This window comes from Streptomyces sp. CB02056 (assembly GCF_001905545.1).
Classification (GTDB): domain Bacteria; phylum Actinomycetota; class Actinomycetes; order Streptomycetales; family Streptomycetaceae; genus Kitasatospora.
Map to the genome: position 1 here is coordinate 24,641 of NZ_LIPD01000011.1, position 16,333 is coordinate 40,973.

Here is a 16,333-nt window from a genome sequence, read left to right on the forward strand (position 1 = left end):
CGCCCGGCGGTCGTTCGCCCCCGACCCGATCCCTTCGGGCCGGGGGCTTCGCCGTGCCCGTGAACGGCGGGTGGATCGGGTAGGTCGCTCTGTCGTCAATATCTGTCGGTCACGTCACCCGCCCGCAGAAACGTTGGGGCCGGTGACCCGCTCATCCCTTGACAGCAGCCCGCTCGATAGTCGACACATCCTGCCCACTACCGTGGATTGTGTTGCTGCGAACGCCTTGAACGGCCTAGAGTCGCAAACCGTCGGCATGCTGCCACGCTGACGAATCGACATAGAGTCCTGGATGCCCAAGGAGGTAAGACGACTTGTGAATGAGTCGACAATTGCTCCCGGGGGTGGTCAGCCAGGACTGGCGGCGCTCACCGCCGGCCAGCCGAGTGAGGAGCCCGGGGCCCGGCAGCCCTCCGTGGGCTCGGCCGAGGTCGGCTCGGTCGCACTCCGTACTTTCGAAGCACGCCAGAACACAGCACAGGTGACCACGGTGACCGATTACGACGCCGACTTGGCGGCCTACGGCCTGGCCTACGGCGAGTTCGCCTACGGCGCCTACGACGACCCGGACGCCGAGTACGAGCCGGACCCGGAGTACGCCGCCACGCTGGCCCCCGACGCCGCGCGCCAGCGCCGCGAGCGGGTCGGCCCGACCGGCCGTCCGCTGCCGTACTTCCCGATCCCCGCGCCGGTCGCCGAGCACGGCCCCGCCCAGATCATCGCCATGTGCAACCAGAAGGGCGGCGTCGGCAAGACCACGTCGACCATCAACCTGGGCGCGGCGCTGGCCGAGTACGGCCGCCGGGTGCTGCTCGTCGACTTCGACCCGCAGGGCGCGCTCTCGGTCGGCCTCGGCGTCAACCCGATGGAGCTCGACGTCACCGTCTACAACCTGCTCATGGAGCGGGGCCTGACGGCCGACGAGGTGCTGCTGAAGACGGCGGTCCCGGGGATGGACCTGCTGCCGTCCAACATCGACCTCTCCGCCGCCGAGGTGCAGCTGGTCAGCGAGGTGGCCCGGGAGTCCGCGCTGGCGCGCGCCCTGAAGCCGCTGCTGCCCGACTACGACTACGTCATCATCGACTGCCAGCCCTCGCTGGGCCTGCTGACGGTCAATGCGCTGACGGCCGCTCACAGCGTGATCGTCCCGCTGGAGTGCGAGTTCTTCGCGCTGCGCGGTGTCGCGCTGCTGACCGAGACCATCGAGAAGGTCTGCGAGCGGCTCAACCCCGACCTGCGCCTGGACGGCATCCTGGCCACCATGTACGACTCGCGCACCGTGCACAGCCGCGAGGTGCTGGCACGCGTCGTCGAGGCGTTCGGCGAGCACGTCTTCCACACCGTCATCGGGCGGACCGTGCGCTTCCCGGAGACCACCGTCGCCGGCGAGCCCATCACGACGTACGCGACCAACTCGGTCGGTGCCGCCGCCTACCGCCAGCTCGCCAGGGAGGTGCTCGACCGGTGCCGCCCCGCCGAGTGAGTCTCCCGGGTGCCGACGAGCTGTTCCGGACCACGGGAGGGATGGCGCTGTCGCCCTCCCTCGCGCCGCGTCCGGCCGCCGAGGCATCCAGACCGGAGACCGCGCGGACCGTCAACGGCCGACCGGACGGCGCCGAGGGCACCGAGGCCGCCCAGGGCGCCCAGGACGACCGGCAGGTGACGCCGGAGCAGCAGGCGGGCGCCTCGGTGCCGGCGCCCGCGCAGCGGTCCGGAGCGGGCGTCGGGCCCGCCGCAGGCGTCGCCGCGGCCGGGCAGGCCGTCCAGGGCGGCCGGAGTGCCGCCCCGGCGGCCCGCACCCACCAGGGCGCCGCCGAGGAGCCGTCCGGTGCCGCCGGCCGTGCCCGGCCGCGCGGCCGCGCGCCGCGCCGGCCCAGCGGGCGCGAGCGGCACGACGAGAAGATCACGGTGTACGTGTCCGCCGAGGAGCTCATGGACCTGGAGCACGCCCGGCTGGTGCTGCGCGGCGAGCACGGCCTGGCCGTGGACCGCGGGCGGATCGTCCGGGAGGCCATCGCGGTCGTCCTGGCGGACCTGGAGCAGCGGGGCGAGGCCTCGATCCTGGTACGGCGGCTGCGCGGCCGGTAGGCGGCGCGGAAGGGCGGCCGGCGGTTGCGCCGGGCGTCGAGGGGGGCCGCGGGCCCGGCGTGGGGAGGCCGCCGGAGCCGTGTCGGGCGCCGCAGGGCGCCGCAAGGGCGGCAGGAGGCCCGCGGGACGCGGGCCGGAGGGCAGGCGACGTCCCGGGTGCCGGAGGGCCGTGTCGGGCGCCGCAGGGGCGTTCCCGGGGCCCGGGGGACCCACCGTGGCCTGTTCGACGGGACGGGTGCGTGCGGAGGGGCTCGTACGGGCCGGTGAGCGCCGGCGGAGCGCCGGGCGGGCGCCGGTCCGGGGCGCGGGTGGCACGGCGTGTCGGTCGGCCCCGGGGCCGGACCGGAGGCGGGGACGGGTGAAGATGGACCGTCATGCCCAGAACCGCCGGACCAGCCGCCACCGTCACCGCTAGCACCACCGCCGCGAGCGCGACCGAGAACGAGTCGCGGGGCGGCTTCCGGGTACGGCTGGACAACTTCGAGGGCCCCTTCGACCTGCTGCTCAGCCTGATCGCCAAGCACCGGATGGACGTCACCGAGGTGGCGCTGGCCACCGTGACCGACGAGTTCATGGCGCACATCCGGGCGATGGGCCCCGACTGGGACCTGGACGCGGCGACCGAGTTCCTGGTGGTGGCCGCCACCCTGCTCGACCTCAAGGCCGCCCGGCTGCTCCCGGTGGCGGAGGTCGAGGACGAGGCCGACCTGGCCCTGCTGGAGGCCCGTGACCTGCTGTTCGCGCGGCTGCTCCAGTACCGGGCGTACAAGCGGGCGGCGGCGCTGTTCGGCGAACGCTGGGCGGCCGAGCTGCTGCGCCGGCCCCGGACCGCCGCCCTGGAGCCCCGGCACGCGGAGCTGCTGCCGGAGGTCGTCCTCGGCATCGGGCCGCGGCGGCTGGCCGAGCTGGCGGCCAGGGCGATGGAGCCCAGGCCCGCGCCGGTCGTGTATGTGGACCACATCCACACCCCGCCGGTGAGCGTGCGGGAGCAGGCCTCCCTGGTGGTGGGGCTGCTCACCGAGCTGGGCGAGGCCTCGTTCCGGCGACTGGTGGAGGACGCGCCGGACGACCTGGTGGTGGTCGCCCGCTTCCTGGCGCTGCTGGAGCTGTACCGGGAGCGGGTGCTCGCCTTCGAGCAGCCGGAGGCGCTCGGGGAGCTGCTGGTGCGCTGGGTGGCCGAGGAGGGGCGGAGCGCGGTCGAGGTGACGGACGAGTTCGACCGGCCGGCCGGTGAGGCCGGTGGAGACGGCGGGGTCGAGGAGGGTCGGCGGCGATGAGCGGACGGGACGAGGGCGGGCGGCCGGTGCGGCGCCCGCTGGGGATGCCGGGGCGGCCGAGGGCCGAGGAGTGGCTGGAGCCGGCCTTCGCGCTGCTGCCGGACCCGGTGGAGCCCGCGGGGCCGGTCGGGCCGGTGGAGCCGGCCGGGGCGGTCGTCGTGCACCAGAAGTCGGCCCCGCCGGCCTCCGGTGCCGAGGGGCCCGCCGACGCCGGGCTGCGGGCCGACCTGGAGGCCGTGCTGATGGTCGTCGACGAGCCGGTGGCGGAGGAGCGGCTGGCCGGGGTGCTGGAGCGGCCCCGGGCCGAGGTGGCGGCCGCGCTGCGCGAGCTGTCCGCCGAGTACACGGCCCAGGGCCGCGGTTTCGACCTGCGGCTGGTCGCGGGCGGCTGGCGGTTCTACAGCCGGGACACCTGTTCCGCGGCCGTCGACCGCTTCCTCCTGGACGGCCGGCAGGCCCGGCTCAGCCAGGCCGCACTGGAGACCCTGGCGGTGATCGCCTACCGGCAGCCGGTGTCCAGATCCCGGGTTTCCGCCGTCCGTGGTGTGAACTGTGACGGCGTGATGCGTACCCTGGTACAGCGAGGACTGGTGGAAGAGGCCGGATCCGAGCCCGAAACAGGTGCGATCCTGTATCGGACGACGAACTACTTCCTGGAACGGATGGGGCTCCGCGGCCTGGACGAGCTGCCGGAGCTCGCTCCCTTCCTGCCCGAGGTCGACGACGTGGAAGCGGAGTCCCTGGAGGGCACGATGATCGCGGAGGCGGTCGCCGCCGCTGCCGCGCAGGCCGCGGACGGCAGTGGCGAGGCCGGTCGGGCCGGGCCCGATCGGTAGGGGGCGGTGAGGTCGGCCGAAACGACCGCACATCCCAGACGGAACGACGTACGGACACTTTGATGCGTAGCAGTGGCAACGGCAGGAACAGCAGCGGCGGCGGTAGCGGTCGCGGCGGACAGGGCGGGGGCCGGGGCGGCGGCTCCTCCTACGGCAGCGGCAGCGGCGGCGGCGGTAGCCGCGGCGGCTCGGGCTCGCGCGGGGGTTCGTACGGCGGCAGCGGTGGCGGCTCCTCGTACGGGGGCGGCCGTGGCGGTTCGGGCTCGGGTTCGAGCGCGGGTTCGCGCGGCGGCTCGTACGGCGGCGGCAGCGGTGGCGGCTCCTCGTACGGGGGCGGCCGTGGCGGTTCGGGCTCGGGTTCGAGCGCGGGTTCGCGCGGCGGCTCGTTCGGCCGTGACGACCGGCGCGACGACCGCCGTCGGGACGACCGTCGGGACGACCGCCGCTACCCGGACCGCCCGCTGCGGCCCGAGGAGCGCCGGTACGACCGCCCCGAGTACGGCGGCGGCCCCAACGCCACCCCGGCCCGCGGCGGCTACGCCGGCCGGCGCCCCAGCCCGGCCCCGCGCCCGCGCCGTGAGGGCCAGGGCGCCCCGGGCGACCCGCGCCGTCAGCCGCAGCGCTCCCGCGAGCTCCAGGCCAAGATCGAGGACGCCGTCCTCGCCCGGCACGACAAGCCGGCCGTCAAGCTGCCCAAGACCTTCGGCGAGCCCGAGGGCGAGCGCCTCCAGAAGGTGCTGGCCCGGGCCGGCATCGGCAGCCGCCGCGCCTGCGAGGAGCTGATCGAGCAGGGCCGGGTCGAGGTCAACGGCAAGCGCGTCACCGAGCAGGGCAAGCGGGTCGACCCGCAGAACGACGAGATCAAGGTGGACGGCCTGACCGTCGCCACCCAGTCGTACCTGTTCTTCGCGCTGAACAAGCCGGCCGGCGTGGTCTCCACCATGGAGGACCCGGACGGCCGCCAGTGCCTGGGCGACTACGTGACCAACCGGGAGACCCGGCTGTTCCACGTCGGCCGCCTGGACACCGAGACCGAGGGCATCATCCTGCTCACCAACCACGGTGAGCTGGCCCACCGCCTCACCCACCCGCGCTACGGCGTGACCAAGACCTACCTGGCCGCGATCCAGGGCCCGATCCCGCGCGACCTGGGCAAGCGGCTGGCCCAGGGCGTGGAGCTGGAGGACGGCTACGCGCGCGCCGACAGCTTCAAGGTCATCTCCAACATCGGCAAGAACTACATGGTCGAGGTGACCCTGCACGAGGGCCGCAAGCACATCGTCCGCCGGATGCTGGCCGAGGCCGGCTTCCCGGTCGAGAAGCTGGTGCGCACCCACTTCGGCCCGATCGCCCTGGGCGACCAGAAGTCGGGCTGGCTGCGCCGCCTGACCAACCCGGAGGTCGGCCAGCTGATGCGCGAGGTCGGCCTGTAGGCCCCGTCCGCTCCACCGGAGCCCCCGGTCGCACGTGCTGCGGCCGGGGGCTCCGGCGTTCCCGCGGCGGGGTCGGGTCGGCGTGCGGGCGTCCGTGCGCGGACGCCCGGTGCGGATGTGCTGTGGGGATGTCCGGGGGCGGATGTCCACGTTTCGGACGGGTCGTGTGAGCCGGGACGCAACCGCTGGTCACGGCCTTGTCAGCGCCATGATCCGTGGCCGAGGATGGCCACCGGAGCGCCGCCCCGCCCGGTGGCGGGACTGCGCCAGCACGGGGTGCGCGGGTCGGGGCGGGAGCGGCCGACGGAAACGGGCGAGCAGGGGGAGAGGGCGTCGTGTCCGATGCAGCACTGGGGCGGGCCGGCGGACAGGCCCTCGGCGCGCTGGGACTGGCGGAGCCGGACGGGCAGGTCTACGCGGCCCTGGTGGCCAGCCCGCAGTCCACGGCGGAGGAGCTGGCGGAGAGCTGCGGGCTGACGTTCCAGCAGAGCGTGCGGGCCCTGGACCGGTTGGCGCAGCAGGGCATGGCCACCCGGGCGCCGGTGGACCGGCACCGCTACCTGCCCGTCCCCCCGGACGTCGCGATCGGCACCCTGATCGGCCACCGGGAGTCGGAGCTGCGCTACGCCCGGGCCGAGATGCACCGGCTGATGGACGCCTTCCGGGAGGCCTCGCGGTACACCGACCCGGCGCACTCGGTGGAGGTGCTGACCGGCGGCGAGGCGATCGCCCAGCGGCTGGAGCACATCACCGAGACCAGCCAGTACCAGGTGCGCGGCTTCGACCGCCCGCCGTACATCCAGGACCCGGTGGCGCCGTTGACCCTGCAGCGGCGGCGGCTGCGCGAGGGCGTGAAGTTCCGGACGGTCTACGACCGGGAGGCGGTGGCCTGGCCGGGGCGGCTGGAGAAGAACATCCTGGTCGGCGTCGAGGACGGTGAGGAGGCGCGGGTCCGGCCGACGCTGCCGATGAAGATGATCATTTCGGACGACCGGATGGCGATCATCCCGATCAGCGTCGGCGACAGCGTGCTGGACGCCGCGTACGTGATCCACCCCTCGGCACTGCTCCAGGCGCTGGACACGCTGTTCGAGGCGGAGTGGGAGCGGGCCGTCCGCCTCCAGGCGGCGGTCGGCACCGAGGACGCCGGGTCGGAGCCGGAGACCGACCACCGCAAGCTGCTGGGCCTGCTGGCGGCCGGGCTCACCGACGAGTCGATCGCCCGGTCGCTCGGCTGGAGCGCCCGGACCACCCAGCGCCGCCTCCAGAGCCTGATGCGCTCGCTGGGCGCCACCACCCGCTTCCAGGCCGGGATGGCGGCCCGGGAGCGGGGGTGGCTGTAGCGGGGACGGGAGGCCCCGTCAGCTCCAGGGGCTGAGCGAGGCCCAGCGGCCGTCCGGGCCGCGCTCGACCTTCTCCAGGCCGACCACGGCGGTGCGGTTCAGCCGCCCGTAGATGTGCGGGAACAGCACGCCCGGAGTGGCACCCGGCGGCGGGGCGCCGTGCGGGGCCTCCCACTTCACCATCGGCTCCACCAGCGACTCCTCGATCAGCAGCGCCATCAGCGGGTCGGGGGTGTCGGAGAAGAAGGCGTTGGCCACCGCGAGCGCCGTCCGCTCGTCCGCCGAGCAGTGAATGAACCCGTCGGTGAGCAGCGACGCGGTGGCGTACGGGCGGCCGGGGTCGGACAGCCAGTCGTCCAGGGGGGCGAGGTGGAGGATCATGGTTCCTTTTCTACCCGTTGTCTCCGGATTGGTCCTGGGGTGCCGCCCGCGGCGGTCAGAGCCCGGCCACCTTGGCGGAGGCGGACACCTCGTACACCAGGGTGAGGGTGCGCCGGGCGCCGGGGGCGAGCGGGACGTCCCAGCGGACGATCCCCTCGGCGTCGAAGGAGTCCGGCGCCGGGGAGCACTCCTCCTTGCGCAACCGCACCTCGACCGCCGACACCTCGGAGACCGGCACCCGCTCGCGCACCGTGACGATCCGCTCGTCGCGCTCCTCCGGGCCGGAGAAGCGGGACAGGTGCAGCCGGACCGTCCGGGTGGTGGTCTGGCGGCCGGTGAGGCCGGCGGTGGCCTGGCGCTCCTCGCTCTCCCGCACCACCCGGTAGCCGTCCGAACTGCCGAAGGACAGCTCGGCCTCGGCACCGGCGGCGGTGAAGCGCAGCTCGCCGCGGCCGGTGAAGCCGCTGCCGCGGACCAGCTCGACCGGGCCGGACAGCAGCGGGTGCCCGGCCGCGTTGCGGAACCGGACCACCTGGGTGACCAGCGGGGACAGCTCCGGGGCGCAGGCGTACTCGCTGCCCGCCGGGCCGGTGAAGGCGCCCAGCGGCACCCGGTGCGCGCGGCCGTCGGAGGGCACGGTCGCGGGGGCGGGGGCGGGCAGCACCCGGACCTCGCCGCCGTCGTCCACGCCCGGCACCCGGGAGGCCGGGCCCAGGACGGCGACCGCCTCCTCGCGCAGCTCGACCTCGACCGTGCGGCGCTCCTCGTCGGTGCGCTCGCGCAGCACCAGGACGTCCTCGGCCACCGCGGGCGGGGCGGTGGCGAGGGCGGAGCGGGCGGTGGAGAAGGTGAGCCGGGCGTTCGTCCAGTCCTCGCCGGTGCGCTGCCAGACCACCGCCTCCGACTCCAGGCGCAGCTCGCCGCCGTCCAGGGTCGCCCGGTAGGAGGGCCGCCACAGCGCGCAGGGCACCAGGTGGGAGACGGTCAGCTCGGCGGGGCCGGGCCGCGCCGCCTCGACGGTGAGCTCCAGGTGGGCGGTCAGCTCGGCCGGGTCCTCCTCGGCCTCGTCCAGGGCGGTCAGGGCCTGCGAGCGCTCCTCCTCCAGGCGGCGCAGCCGAGAGTGGGTGGCGCGCAGCTCCTCGCCGTAGCGCTCGCGCTCGGCGTCCACCCGGTCGAGCTCCCGGGCCCAGCGGTTGGGTTCGAGCTCGCCGAGGCCGGCCGCCTCGCCGATCTCGCGCAGCAGGTCCGCGGAGAGCTGGGCGAGCAGGGCCAGCCGGGCCTCCAGCCGGGCCCGGGCCTGGTCGGCCAGCCGGCTCTCGGCGTCCAGCCGGTGCAGCCGGTGGCGCAGGTCGGAGTCCTCCGGGCCGGGCGGCAGCGGGGCGCGCGGGGCCCAGCCGCGCACCAGCCGGGACTCCAGCACCCGGACGCCGTCGGTGCCGGACTCGACGCGCAGGGTGCGGTCGACGGCGAGGGCGGTGAGCGGGCCGAGGCGCAGCCGCTGCACGCCCGCGGCGAGCGCGACCGTCGTGCCGCGCTCGACCTGGCCGCGGTCCTCCAGGCAGGTCACGGCGGTGACGGGGAGGGGAAGGGTGACGGGGAGGGGACGGGTCTCGACGGTCATCGCTCAGTTCCTCCGGTTTCCGCCGACGATGGCCTTTCCGGCCGGGATCTTGATCAGGTAGCCGCCGTCCAGTTCGGTGCGTCCGCCCGGCGGCAGGTCGACCCGCCAGAGCCGGGTGCTGGGCGGGCAGTCCGGCGTGGAGACGGTCGGGGCGTGCCAGTCGGCCCGCTCCTCGATCCGGATCTCGGCGTCGGAGCCGACCGGCACCCGCTCGCGGACCTCCACCGTGACGGCGCGTCCGAGCCGGTTGGCCAGCTGGACGTGCACCCGGTGGTCGAGGACGGTGCTGTTGCCCTTCAGCATGCCGGTGGTGGACTCGTGCAGCTCGGTGCGGCGCGCCACCTCGATGCTCTCGGCGACACCGATGCCCAGCCGACGGGTGCCGCCGGGGGCCAGCGTGGGCAGGGCGGCGGTGAGCAGGAACTCGTCGTCCACGGTGACCTCGGCCGGGCCGGCCAGGACGGCCTGGTCGGTGCGGTTGGCGAGCACCAGGGTCGCGTACACCTTCTCCTCGACGGCGGGGACGGTGACGTACTCGGGGCGGACGGCGAGCGGGATCTCACCGACGGTGACGGTGTGCCAGGTGCCGTCGGACGGGATGTCGGCGGGGGCGGCGGCGTCGAAGCGGTGGTCGAAGGAGCCGGCCGACTCGCGGGGCGGGACGGCGTGCCGGGGGAGGGCGAGGGTGCGGAGCTGCGCGGTGCCGCTGCCGCCGGGTGCTGTCCAGGCGGGCTCCTCGTACTCGAACCGCTCGAACTGTGCGGGCCGTGTGATGTGGCCGGTCCGTTCGGGGCGGGGGTGCAGGGTGCCGCGCCGGGCGGCGGGCTCCTCGGGGCCGGCCAGGACGAGGTCGGGGTAGTCGAGCAGGGTGGCGTCCGGGGCGAGGCCGGGTGGCGGCGGGGCGGCGTGGCCGACGCGGCGGCGGACCTCCCCGGGCGGGAAGCCGCCCGGGCCCTGCGGCGGCGGCGCGGCGGCGGCGACCGGGTAAGGGGTGGGCGGCGGGGCGCCGTAGCCGGCGAAGCCGCCGGGGGCGATCGGGGCGCCCGGCTCGATCGGGGCACCGGGTGGCGCGGGCATCGGCTGGTCGGCGTTCAGCAGGCCGCCTCCGCCGTACGGGACGGTGGGGGCGAACTGCTCCTCGGCCGCGAAGGCCTCGGCCCGGGAGCCGCCCGGACGGACGCCGCCGAGGCGGGCGGAGCGGGGCGCCACGGCGGCCGACACCGCGATCGGGGTCTCGCGTCGCGGGGCGGGTCGGTCGGCGCCGGCCGCGTCGTAGCCGGTGAAGAGGTCGGCCAGGCCGGCCGGGGGCTCGCGCCAGCCGGAGGGCGGCGGGGCGGGTTGGCTGCGGCCGATCCGCAGCGAGGCGAGCCGGGGCAGGTCGGTGCGGCGGTCGAGGTCGGCGGTGGACAGGGCGAGGCGCACGCCCGTCCAGTCCTCGCCGGTGCGCTGGGCGACGGCGGCGCGCAGGACCAGGTGGGCCGTGTCGGCGCCGGTCCGGTAGGACAGCCGGTAGGCCGGGACCCAGCGGGCGGCGGGGACGCCGTACTCCAGTTCCAGCTCCATGGCCTGGTCCTGCTCGTGGCCCTGGTCCTGGTCGGGGTGAGTGCTCGCGGTGGTGAGGGTGAGCAGGACGGTGGTGCTGGTGCCGACCGGTTCGGTCCGGTCGGCGGTGGACGCCCGCTCCAGCCGGTCGGCGGCCAGGTCGCGCTCGTGGTCGGCGAGTTCCAGCTGCCGGGTGAGCTCCTCGGCGCGCTCCTGGAGCCGGGCCAGCCGCTCCTCGACGAAGTCGGCGAGCTCCAGCCAGGCGTCGGCGGGCGTGCGGCGCAGCGGTTCGTCGCGTCGGCGCTGCGGGGGGACGGCGCGCAGCGCGGCGCTCTCCGCGACCGAGGCCTGGACCAGCCGCAGGCGCTCGCCGAGCGCGCTGCGGCGCTCGTTGGCCTCGTCCAAGTCCCGCTTCAGTTCCGGGAGTTCGTCCGGTTCACGGAGTTCGGCGAGCAGCTCCAACCGGGCCTCGGTGACGGCGGCGCCGGCCGGTCCGGCGAGCACCCGGGCGCGCAGCGATCGGCCGTCCAGGGCGGCGGGCAGGCCGGTCAGCCGCAGCCGTCCGCCGGGCGGGACCGGGACGGTCGCCCGCCGGCGGCACACCGCGCCCTCGGCGTACACGACGACGGAGTCCAGGACCGACGGGTGGGCCGGTACGGCCGGCGGTTTCGACTGCCCGCTCCGGCCGCTGTGCTGATCGTCCATGCGCAACCCCTTCGTTCGCGTGTCGCCCGCCGCGTGGCGCTCGTCGTGCCGTCCTGCTGTTCCCGCGGTGCTCGCCCGTGCCTTCCCCTTTCCCGGGCGGCCAGTCTGCCCGGCTTCGGGGCGGACGTCGCAGGATTTCCGGGTGCGGCGCGTGCACTGTGTGGGACGGGGGCGGGCGCGTGGCGGTTGCCGGTGCCGGAAGCTGCCGGGGCCGCCCCCGTGGTTGCCGGGTGGCGGGTGGGGACTTGGGCGGGGCGGATGAGGGAGGATGGGGCGCGGGTGCTCCCGGACGGTTCCGGCACCTGTCGAGAATCGTGATGAGGAGAGCGACCCGCCATGCGCACTGCCGTCGTCGTCGGCACCGGACTGATCGGCACCTCCGCCGCGCTCGCCCTGACCGCTCGCGGGCTGACCGTCCACCTGGAGGACGCCGACCCGGACGCGGCCCGCACCGCCGAGTCGCTCGGCGCGGGCATCACCGACCCGGTGGACGGCCCGGTGGACCTGGCGATCATCGCCGTGCCGCCCGCGCTGGTCGGCAAGGTGCTCGCCGACTGCCAGCGCCGCAACCTGGCCCACTGGTACACCGACGTCGCCAGCGTGAAGGCCGGCCCGGGCAGCGAGGTCGCCGAGCTCGGCTGCGACACCGTCCACTACATCGGTAGTCACCCGATGGCCGGCCGCGAGCGCTCCGGCCCGCTGGCCGCCCGCGCCGACATCTTCGAGGGCCGCCCCTGGGTGCTCACCCCGACCGCGGACACCGACACCGAGACGCTCAACGCCGCGCTGGAGCTGGTCGCGCTCTGCGGCGCGGTGCCGATCGTGATGGACGCCGCCGAGCACGACCGGGCGGTCGCCCTGGTCTCGCACGCCCCGCAGCTGGTCTCCTCGCTGGTCGCGGCCCGCCTGGAGAACGCCGACGAGACCGCCATAAGGCTCTCCGGCCAGGGCGTGCGCGACGTCACCAGGATCGCCGCCTCCAACCCCGGTATGTGGGTCGACATCCTCTCCGCCAACGCCGGCGCGGTCGCCGACGTGCTGGAGGGGGTCGCCCGCGACCTCGGCGAGACCGTCACCGCGCTGCGCGCCATGCAGGCCGACGAGGAGGGCGAGCGCCGGGTGGGCGCGGCCGGGATCGAGGCGGTCATGCGGCGCGGCAACACCGGCCAGGCCCGCATCCCCGGCAAGCACGGCGCGCCGCCCACCCGCTACGAGACCCTGGCGGTCGTCCTGGGCGACCAGCCGGGCGAGCTGGGCCGGCTGTTCGGGGAGGTCGGCGAGGCCGGGGTCAACATCGAGGACGTCGTCATCGAGCATTCGACCGGGCAGCAGGTCGGCTTCGTCCAGCTGTCGGTGGCGCCGACGGCGGTGAAGCGGCTGACCAAGGCGCTGCGGGCGAGCGGCTGGAGCGTACGGGACTGAGGTGCGGGGCGTGCGGGGCTGAGGTGCGGGGCCGGTCCGGGCGGGTCGGAGGGGCCTGGCGGTCGGGCCTGGTTTCGGGCTTGGTCTCGGCCTGGTCCCGGGCCCGGAGGTCGGCCGACCGGCGGCGGAGCGGGTCACGGCGGCGGTCCATTAACCTTGAGGGAGACATCCCCGGCCGTCCGCCTGCCCAGGCTCCGGCTCCCATGCTCAGAGAGAGGTTCGCCCGTGGACACTGCCGACCGAGCGCACGCCCCGGTCGTCGTCGCCATCGACGGACCTTCCGGCTCCGGCAAGTCGACCGTCTCGCGGGCGGTCGCCGCCCGGCTGGGTCTGAGTTTCCTGGACACCGGCGCCATGTACCGGGCGATGACCTGGTGGATGCTGGTCAACGAGGTTGACGTCGAGGACCCGGAGGCGGTGGCCGTCGCGTGCGGCAAGCCCGTCATCGTGTCGGGGACGGACGCCGACGGCCCCACCATCACGGTGGACGGCCAGGACGTGTCCGGCCCGATCCGCGGCCCCGAGGTGACCGCCAAGGTCAGCGCCGTGTCCGCGGTGCCGGCCGTACGGTCCCGGCTGGTGGACTTGCAGCGCGGCTGCGCCGAGGTCGCCGAGCGCGGCATCGTCGCCGAGGGCCGGGACATGGGGACCGTGGTGTTCCCGCAGGCCACCGTCAAGGTCTTCCTGACCGCCTCCGTGGAGGCCCGGGCCGCGCGCCGGGCGGCCGAGCTGCGCGCCAAGGGCGTGGACGAGGCGACCATCACCGCGATGGCCGCCGACCTCGCGCGCCGCGACGCCGCCGACTCCTCGCGGGAGACGGCCCCGCTGGCCCAGGCCGCGGACGCGGTGCTGGTGGACACCAGCGAGCTCACCCTGGAGCAGGTGATCGACCGGATCGCCGGGCTGGTGGAGGAGCGGGCCGGGCTGTCGTCGGTCTGACCGACCGATCGGCCGATGGTCCGACCGACTGATCGGCTGATCGGCTGATCGGCCGACCGGACGTCGGACCGGCGCTGATCGACCGGGTACCGGAGCGGCCGTGGAGGCCGGTCCGACCCACTGAACGAACCGCGGGCCGTCGAGGCGCCGCGGCGGAAACCATCGCGCTGCCCCGAGCGGGGCAGGTACGCACGGCACGCCCCTGGGAAGGGCCGGGCCGGGAAACGGAACAGACGAACATGACCGCAGAGCACGACACCGCCGATCACGGCGGGCTGGACGCCGCCGACTACGCCGAGTTCATGGCCCTCGCGGCCGAGGAGGGCATCGACCTCGACGGCTTCGACGCCGAGGACGGCGGCGCGCACGTCCGGCTGCCGGTGCTGGCCGTGGTCGGCCGCCCGAACGTCGGCAAGTCGACCCTGGTGAACCGCATCATCGGCCGCCGCGAGGCCGTCGTCGAGGACAAGCCGGGCGTCACCCGCGACCGGGTCACGTACGAGGCCAGCTGGAACGGCCGCCGCTTCAAGGTGGTCGACACCGGCGGCTGGGAGATCGACGTCCTCGGCATCGACGCCATGGTGGCCGCCCAGGCCGAGCTCGGCATCGAGCAGGCCGACGCGGTGCTGTTCGTGGTGGACGCCAAGGTCGGCGCCACCGACACCGACGAGGCCCTGATCAAGATCATCCGCCGGGCCGGCAAGCCGACCGTCCTGTGCGCCAACAAGGTCGACGGCCCCTCCACCGAGGCCGAGGCCGCCTACCTGTGGTCGCTGGGCCTGGGCGAGCCGTACCCGGTCTCCGCCCTGCACGGCCGCGGCTCCGGCGACCTGCTGGACGCCGTCATGGACGCGCTGCCCGAGGCCCCGCCGCAGACCTTCGGCGACGCCGCCCCCGGCGGCCCGCGCCGCATCGCGCTGATCGGCCGGCCCAACGTCGGCAAGTCCAGCCTGCTGAACAAGGTCGCCGGCGAGGAGCGGGTCGTCGTCAACGAGCTGGCCGGCACCACCCGCGACCCGGTCGACGAGATGATCGACCTCGGCGGCAAGACCTGGAAGTTCGTGGACACCGCCGGTATCCGCCGCCGGGTCCACCTGACCGCCGGCGCCGACTTCTACGCCTCGCTGCGCACCTCCTCCGCGCTGGAGAAGGCCGAGGTCGCGGTCGTCCTGATCGACGCCAGCGAGACCCTCGCCGAGCAGGACACCCGGATCATCTCGATGGCCGTCGAGGCCGGGCGCGCCGTCGTCGTCGCCTACAACAAGTGGGACCAGCTCGACGAGGAGCGCCGCTACTACCTGGAGCGCGAGATCGAGCGCGACCTCGTCCAGGTGCAGTGGGCCCCGCGGGTCAACGTCTCGGCCAAGACCGGCCGGCACATGGAGAAGCTCGTCCCGGCGATCGAGACCGCGCTGGAGGGCTGGGAGACCCGCATCCCGACCGCGCGCCTGAACGCCTTCCTCGGCGAGCTGGTCGCCGCCCACCCGCACCCGATCCGCGGCGGCAAGCAGCCGCGTGTCCTGTTCGGCACCCAGGCGGGCACCCGTCCGCCGCGCTTCGTGCTGTTCGCCTCGGGCTTCCTGGAGGCCGGCTACCGGCGCTTCATCGAGCGCCGGCTGCGCGAGGAGTTCGGGTTCGTCGGGACGCCGATCTCGATCTCGGTGCGGGTCCGGGAGAAGCGCAAGAAGAAGTAGTAGGAGCAGCAGCAGTCGGTAGGACCGGTCGGTCCGCCGACCGACGGCCGGAGGGCCTCGCCACGGTGGTGGCGGGGCCCTCCGGCGTGTCCGGGGTGGGTTTCCCGGTCGGGGCCGGTCCGGGGTGCGGGCCGGGTGTCAGCGGTGGTCGACGGTGGGGCCCGGGGGGAGGGAGAGCATCTGGCGGTGGCGGCCGCCGCTGGACGGCGCGGGGGCGAGACCGGTGGCCGTACCCATCACCGGGGAGGGCGCGGGCGGCGCCGGCGGTGCGGGCGCGGGCACCGGCATCGGGTGCGGAGCCGCGCCCAGGTAGCCGGCCGCGACCCAGCCCTGACCGTCGGTGAACTGGGCGGCGGGGACGGCGGGTTGGTCCTGGACGGGGGCCGGGGCGGCGGGGCCGAGGCTGTCGCCGGTGGGGGACTCGGGGTGGTGGCCGTGGTGGTGGCCAGTGCTGTGGGTGCCGGGGTGGGCGCTGCTGGTGTGACGGCCGGTGTGGCTTCCGGCGTGCGTGCCGGGGTGGCCTCCGCCGGTGTGGTTGCCGGTCTGGGAGTTGCTGTGGGGAGTGGCGTGGGCGCCGGTGTGGCCCCCGCTGTGGCTGTGCTGCTGGCCGCCGGTGGGGCCGGAGCCGTGGTGCTGGGAGCCCGGCATGAACTGGGGGAGGCCCGGCGTCTGGCCCGGGAGGGTGTGGAAGGTCTGCTGCTGGGGCGGGTACGGGCGCTGCTCGCCGTGCAGCGGGTAGCTGTCGCGGACCGCGAAGCCGGTGAACTTCAGGTCCTCCTCGTTCGAGCGGTCACCGGGCAGGGCGCGGAAGAGGCGCCGGTACTCGGAGTACAGCTCGTCGTAGATCGGCGTCGCGGAGTGCGGGTGCTCGGCGTCGTACGAGGGGCGCATGCCCGGGATCGAGCGCGAGGCGCTGGCGGACCGGCCGGGGGACGCGGAGACGTCGTAGCTGTACACGTAGGGGCCAACGAGCGAGAGGGGCGGGGGATGCGGGCCCTGGGGGCGGGGGTGCACCTACACGCCGGAGTGCGCAACGGGTGCGCGCGCCGGGC

Annotated in this window: 13 protein-coding genes; 9 read left to right on the top strand and 4 right to left on the bottom strand. The window is 75.2% G+C overall.

Going from position 1 to position 16,333, the window contains the following annotated elements:
- The first annotated feature begins 415 nt into the window (after positions 1-415).
- The 6 genes from AMK13_RS28545 (at position 416) to AMK13_RS28570 (ending at position 6,977) form a co-directional block, all read left to right on the top strand.
- On the top strand, positions 416-1,483 hold the full coding sequence (locus AMK13_RS28545; RefSeq protein ID WP_380716913.1) for a ParA family protein: 1,068 nt from the start codon (positions 416-418) through the stop codon (positions 1,481-1,483).
- 41 nt (positions 1,484-1,524) lie between these two features.
- Positions 1,525-2,088 carry a hypothetical protein gene (locus AMK13_RS28550; RefSeq protein ID WP_074004691.1) on the top strand — a complete coding sequence of 188 codons (564 nt, stop codon included), beginning with the start codon at positions 1,525-1,527 and terminating at the stop codon, positions 2,086-2,088.
- A 374-nt stretch (positions 2,089-2,462) separates the two neighbouring features.
- The gene (locus tag AMK13_RS28555; RefSeq protein WP_079272559.1) at positions 2,463-3,365 is read left to right on the top strand and encodes a segregation and condensation protein A; all 903 of its coding nucleotides are present in this window, start codon (positions 2,463-2,465) and stop codon (positions 3,363-3,365) included.
- 242 nt (positions 3,366-3,607) lie between these two features.
- A complete protein-coding gene (scpB, locus tag AMK13_RS28560; RefSeq protein ID WP_234348713.1) occupies positions 3,608-4,201 on the top strand; it encodes an SMC-Scp complex subunit ScpB in 594 nt (197 codons plus the stop codon).
- A 62-nt stretch (positions 4,202-4,263) separates the two neighbouring features.
- Positions 4,264-5,634 (top strand): pseudouridine synthase, encoded by a 1,371-nt coding sequence (locus AMK13_RS28565; RefSeq protein ID WP_074004693.1) that lies wholly within the window; start codon positions 4,264-4,266, stop codon positions 5,632-5,634.
- 335 nt (positions 5,635-5,969) lie between these two features.
- Positions 5,970-6,977, top strand: a complete 1,008-nt coding sequence (locus AMK13_RS28570; RefSeq protein ID WP_049659479.1) for a helix-turn-helix domain-containing protein — start codon at positions 5,970-5,972, stop codon at positions 6,975-6,977.
- A gap of 18 nt (positions 6,978-6,995) precedes the next feature.
- Here the strand turns inward: AMK13_RS28570 and AMK13_RS28575 are convergent, their stop codons facing one another.
- From AMK13_RS28575 to AMK13_RS28585, 3 genes are read right to left on the bottom strand one after another with little or no spacing between them, the layout of a single operon-like run.
- Entirely contained in the window at positions 6,996-7,358 is a 363-nt protein-coding gene (locus AMK13_RS28575) for a DUF952 domain-containing protein (protein WP_049659481.1), read from the bottom strand.
- Positions 7,359-7,413: 55 nt separating this feature from the next.
- The gene (locus AMK13_RS28580; RefSeq protein WP_074004694.1) at positions 7,414-8,979 is read right to left on the bottom strand and encodes a mucoidy inhibitor MuiA family protein; all 1,566 of its coding nucleotides are present in this window, start codon (positions 8,977-8,979) and stop codon (positions 7,414-7,416) included.
- Positions 8,980-8,982: 3 nt separating this feature from the next.
- Positions 8,983-11,226 carry a mucoidy inhibitor MuiA family protein gene (locus AMK13_RS28585; RefSeq protein WP_079272561.1) on the bottom strand — a complete coding sequence of 748 codons (2,244 nt, stop codon included), beginning with the start codon at positions 11,224-11,226 and terminating at the stop codon, positions 8,983-8,985.
- A gap of 336 nt (positions 11,227-11,562) precedes the next feature.
- On the opposite strand from AMK13_RS28585, the gene AMK13_RS28590 reads away from it, so the two are divergent.
- The 3 genes from AMK13_RS28590 (at position 11,563) to der (ending at position 15,281) form a co-directional block, all read left to right on the top strand.
- Entirely contained in the window at positions 11,563-12,648 is a 1,086-nt protein-coding gene (locus AMK13_RS28590) for a prephenate dehydrogenase (RefSeq protein WP_049658411.1), read from the top strand.
- A 225-nt stretch (positions 12,649-12,873) separates the two neighbouring features.
- Entirely contained in the window at positions 12,874-13,587 is a 714-nt protein-coding gene (cmk, locus tag AMK13_RS28595) for a (d)CMP kinase (RefSeq protein WP_049658412.1), read from the top strand.
- 239 nt (positions 13,588-13,826) lie between these two features.
- Positions 13,827-15,281, top strand: a complete 1,455-nt coding sequence (gene der / locus AMK13_RS28600) for a ribosome biogenesis GTPase Der (RefSeq protein ID WP_049658414.1) — start codon at positions 13,827-13,829, stop codon at positions 15,279-15,281.
- A 138-nt stretch (positions 15,282-15,419) separates the two neighbouring features.
- On the opposite strand, the gene AMK13_RS28605 is transcribed toward der, so the two are convergent.
- Positions 15,420-16,238: a hypothetical protein gene (locus tag AMK13_RS28605; protein ID WP_074004695.1), complete on the bottom strand. Its 819-nt coding sequence runs from the start codon at positions 16,236-16,238 to the stop codon at positions 15,420-15,422.
- Between the last annotated feature and the right edge of the window lie 95 nt (positions 16,239-16,333).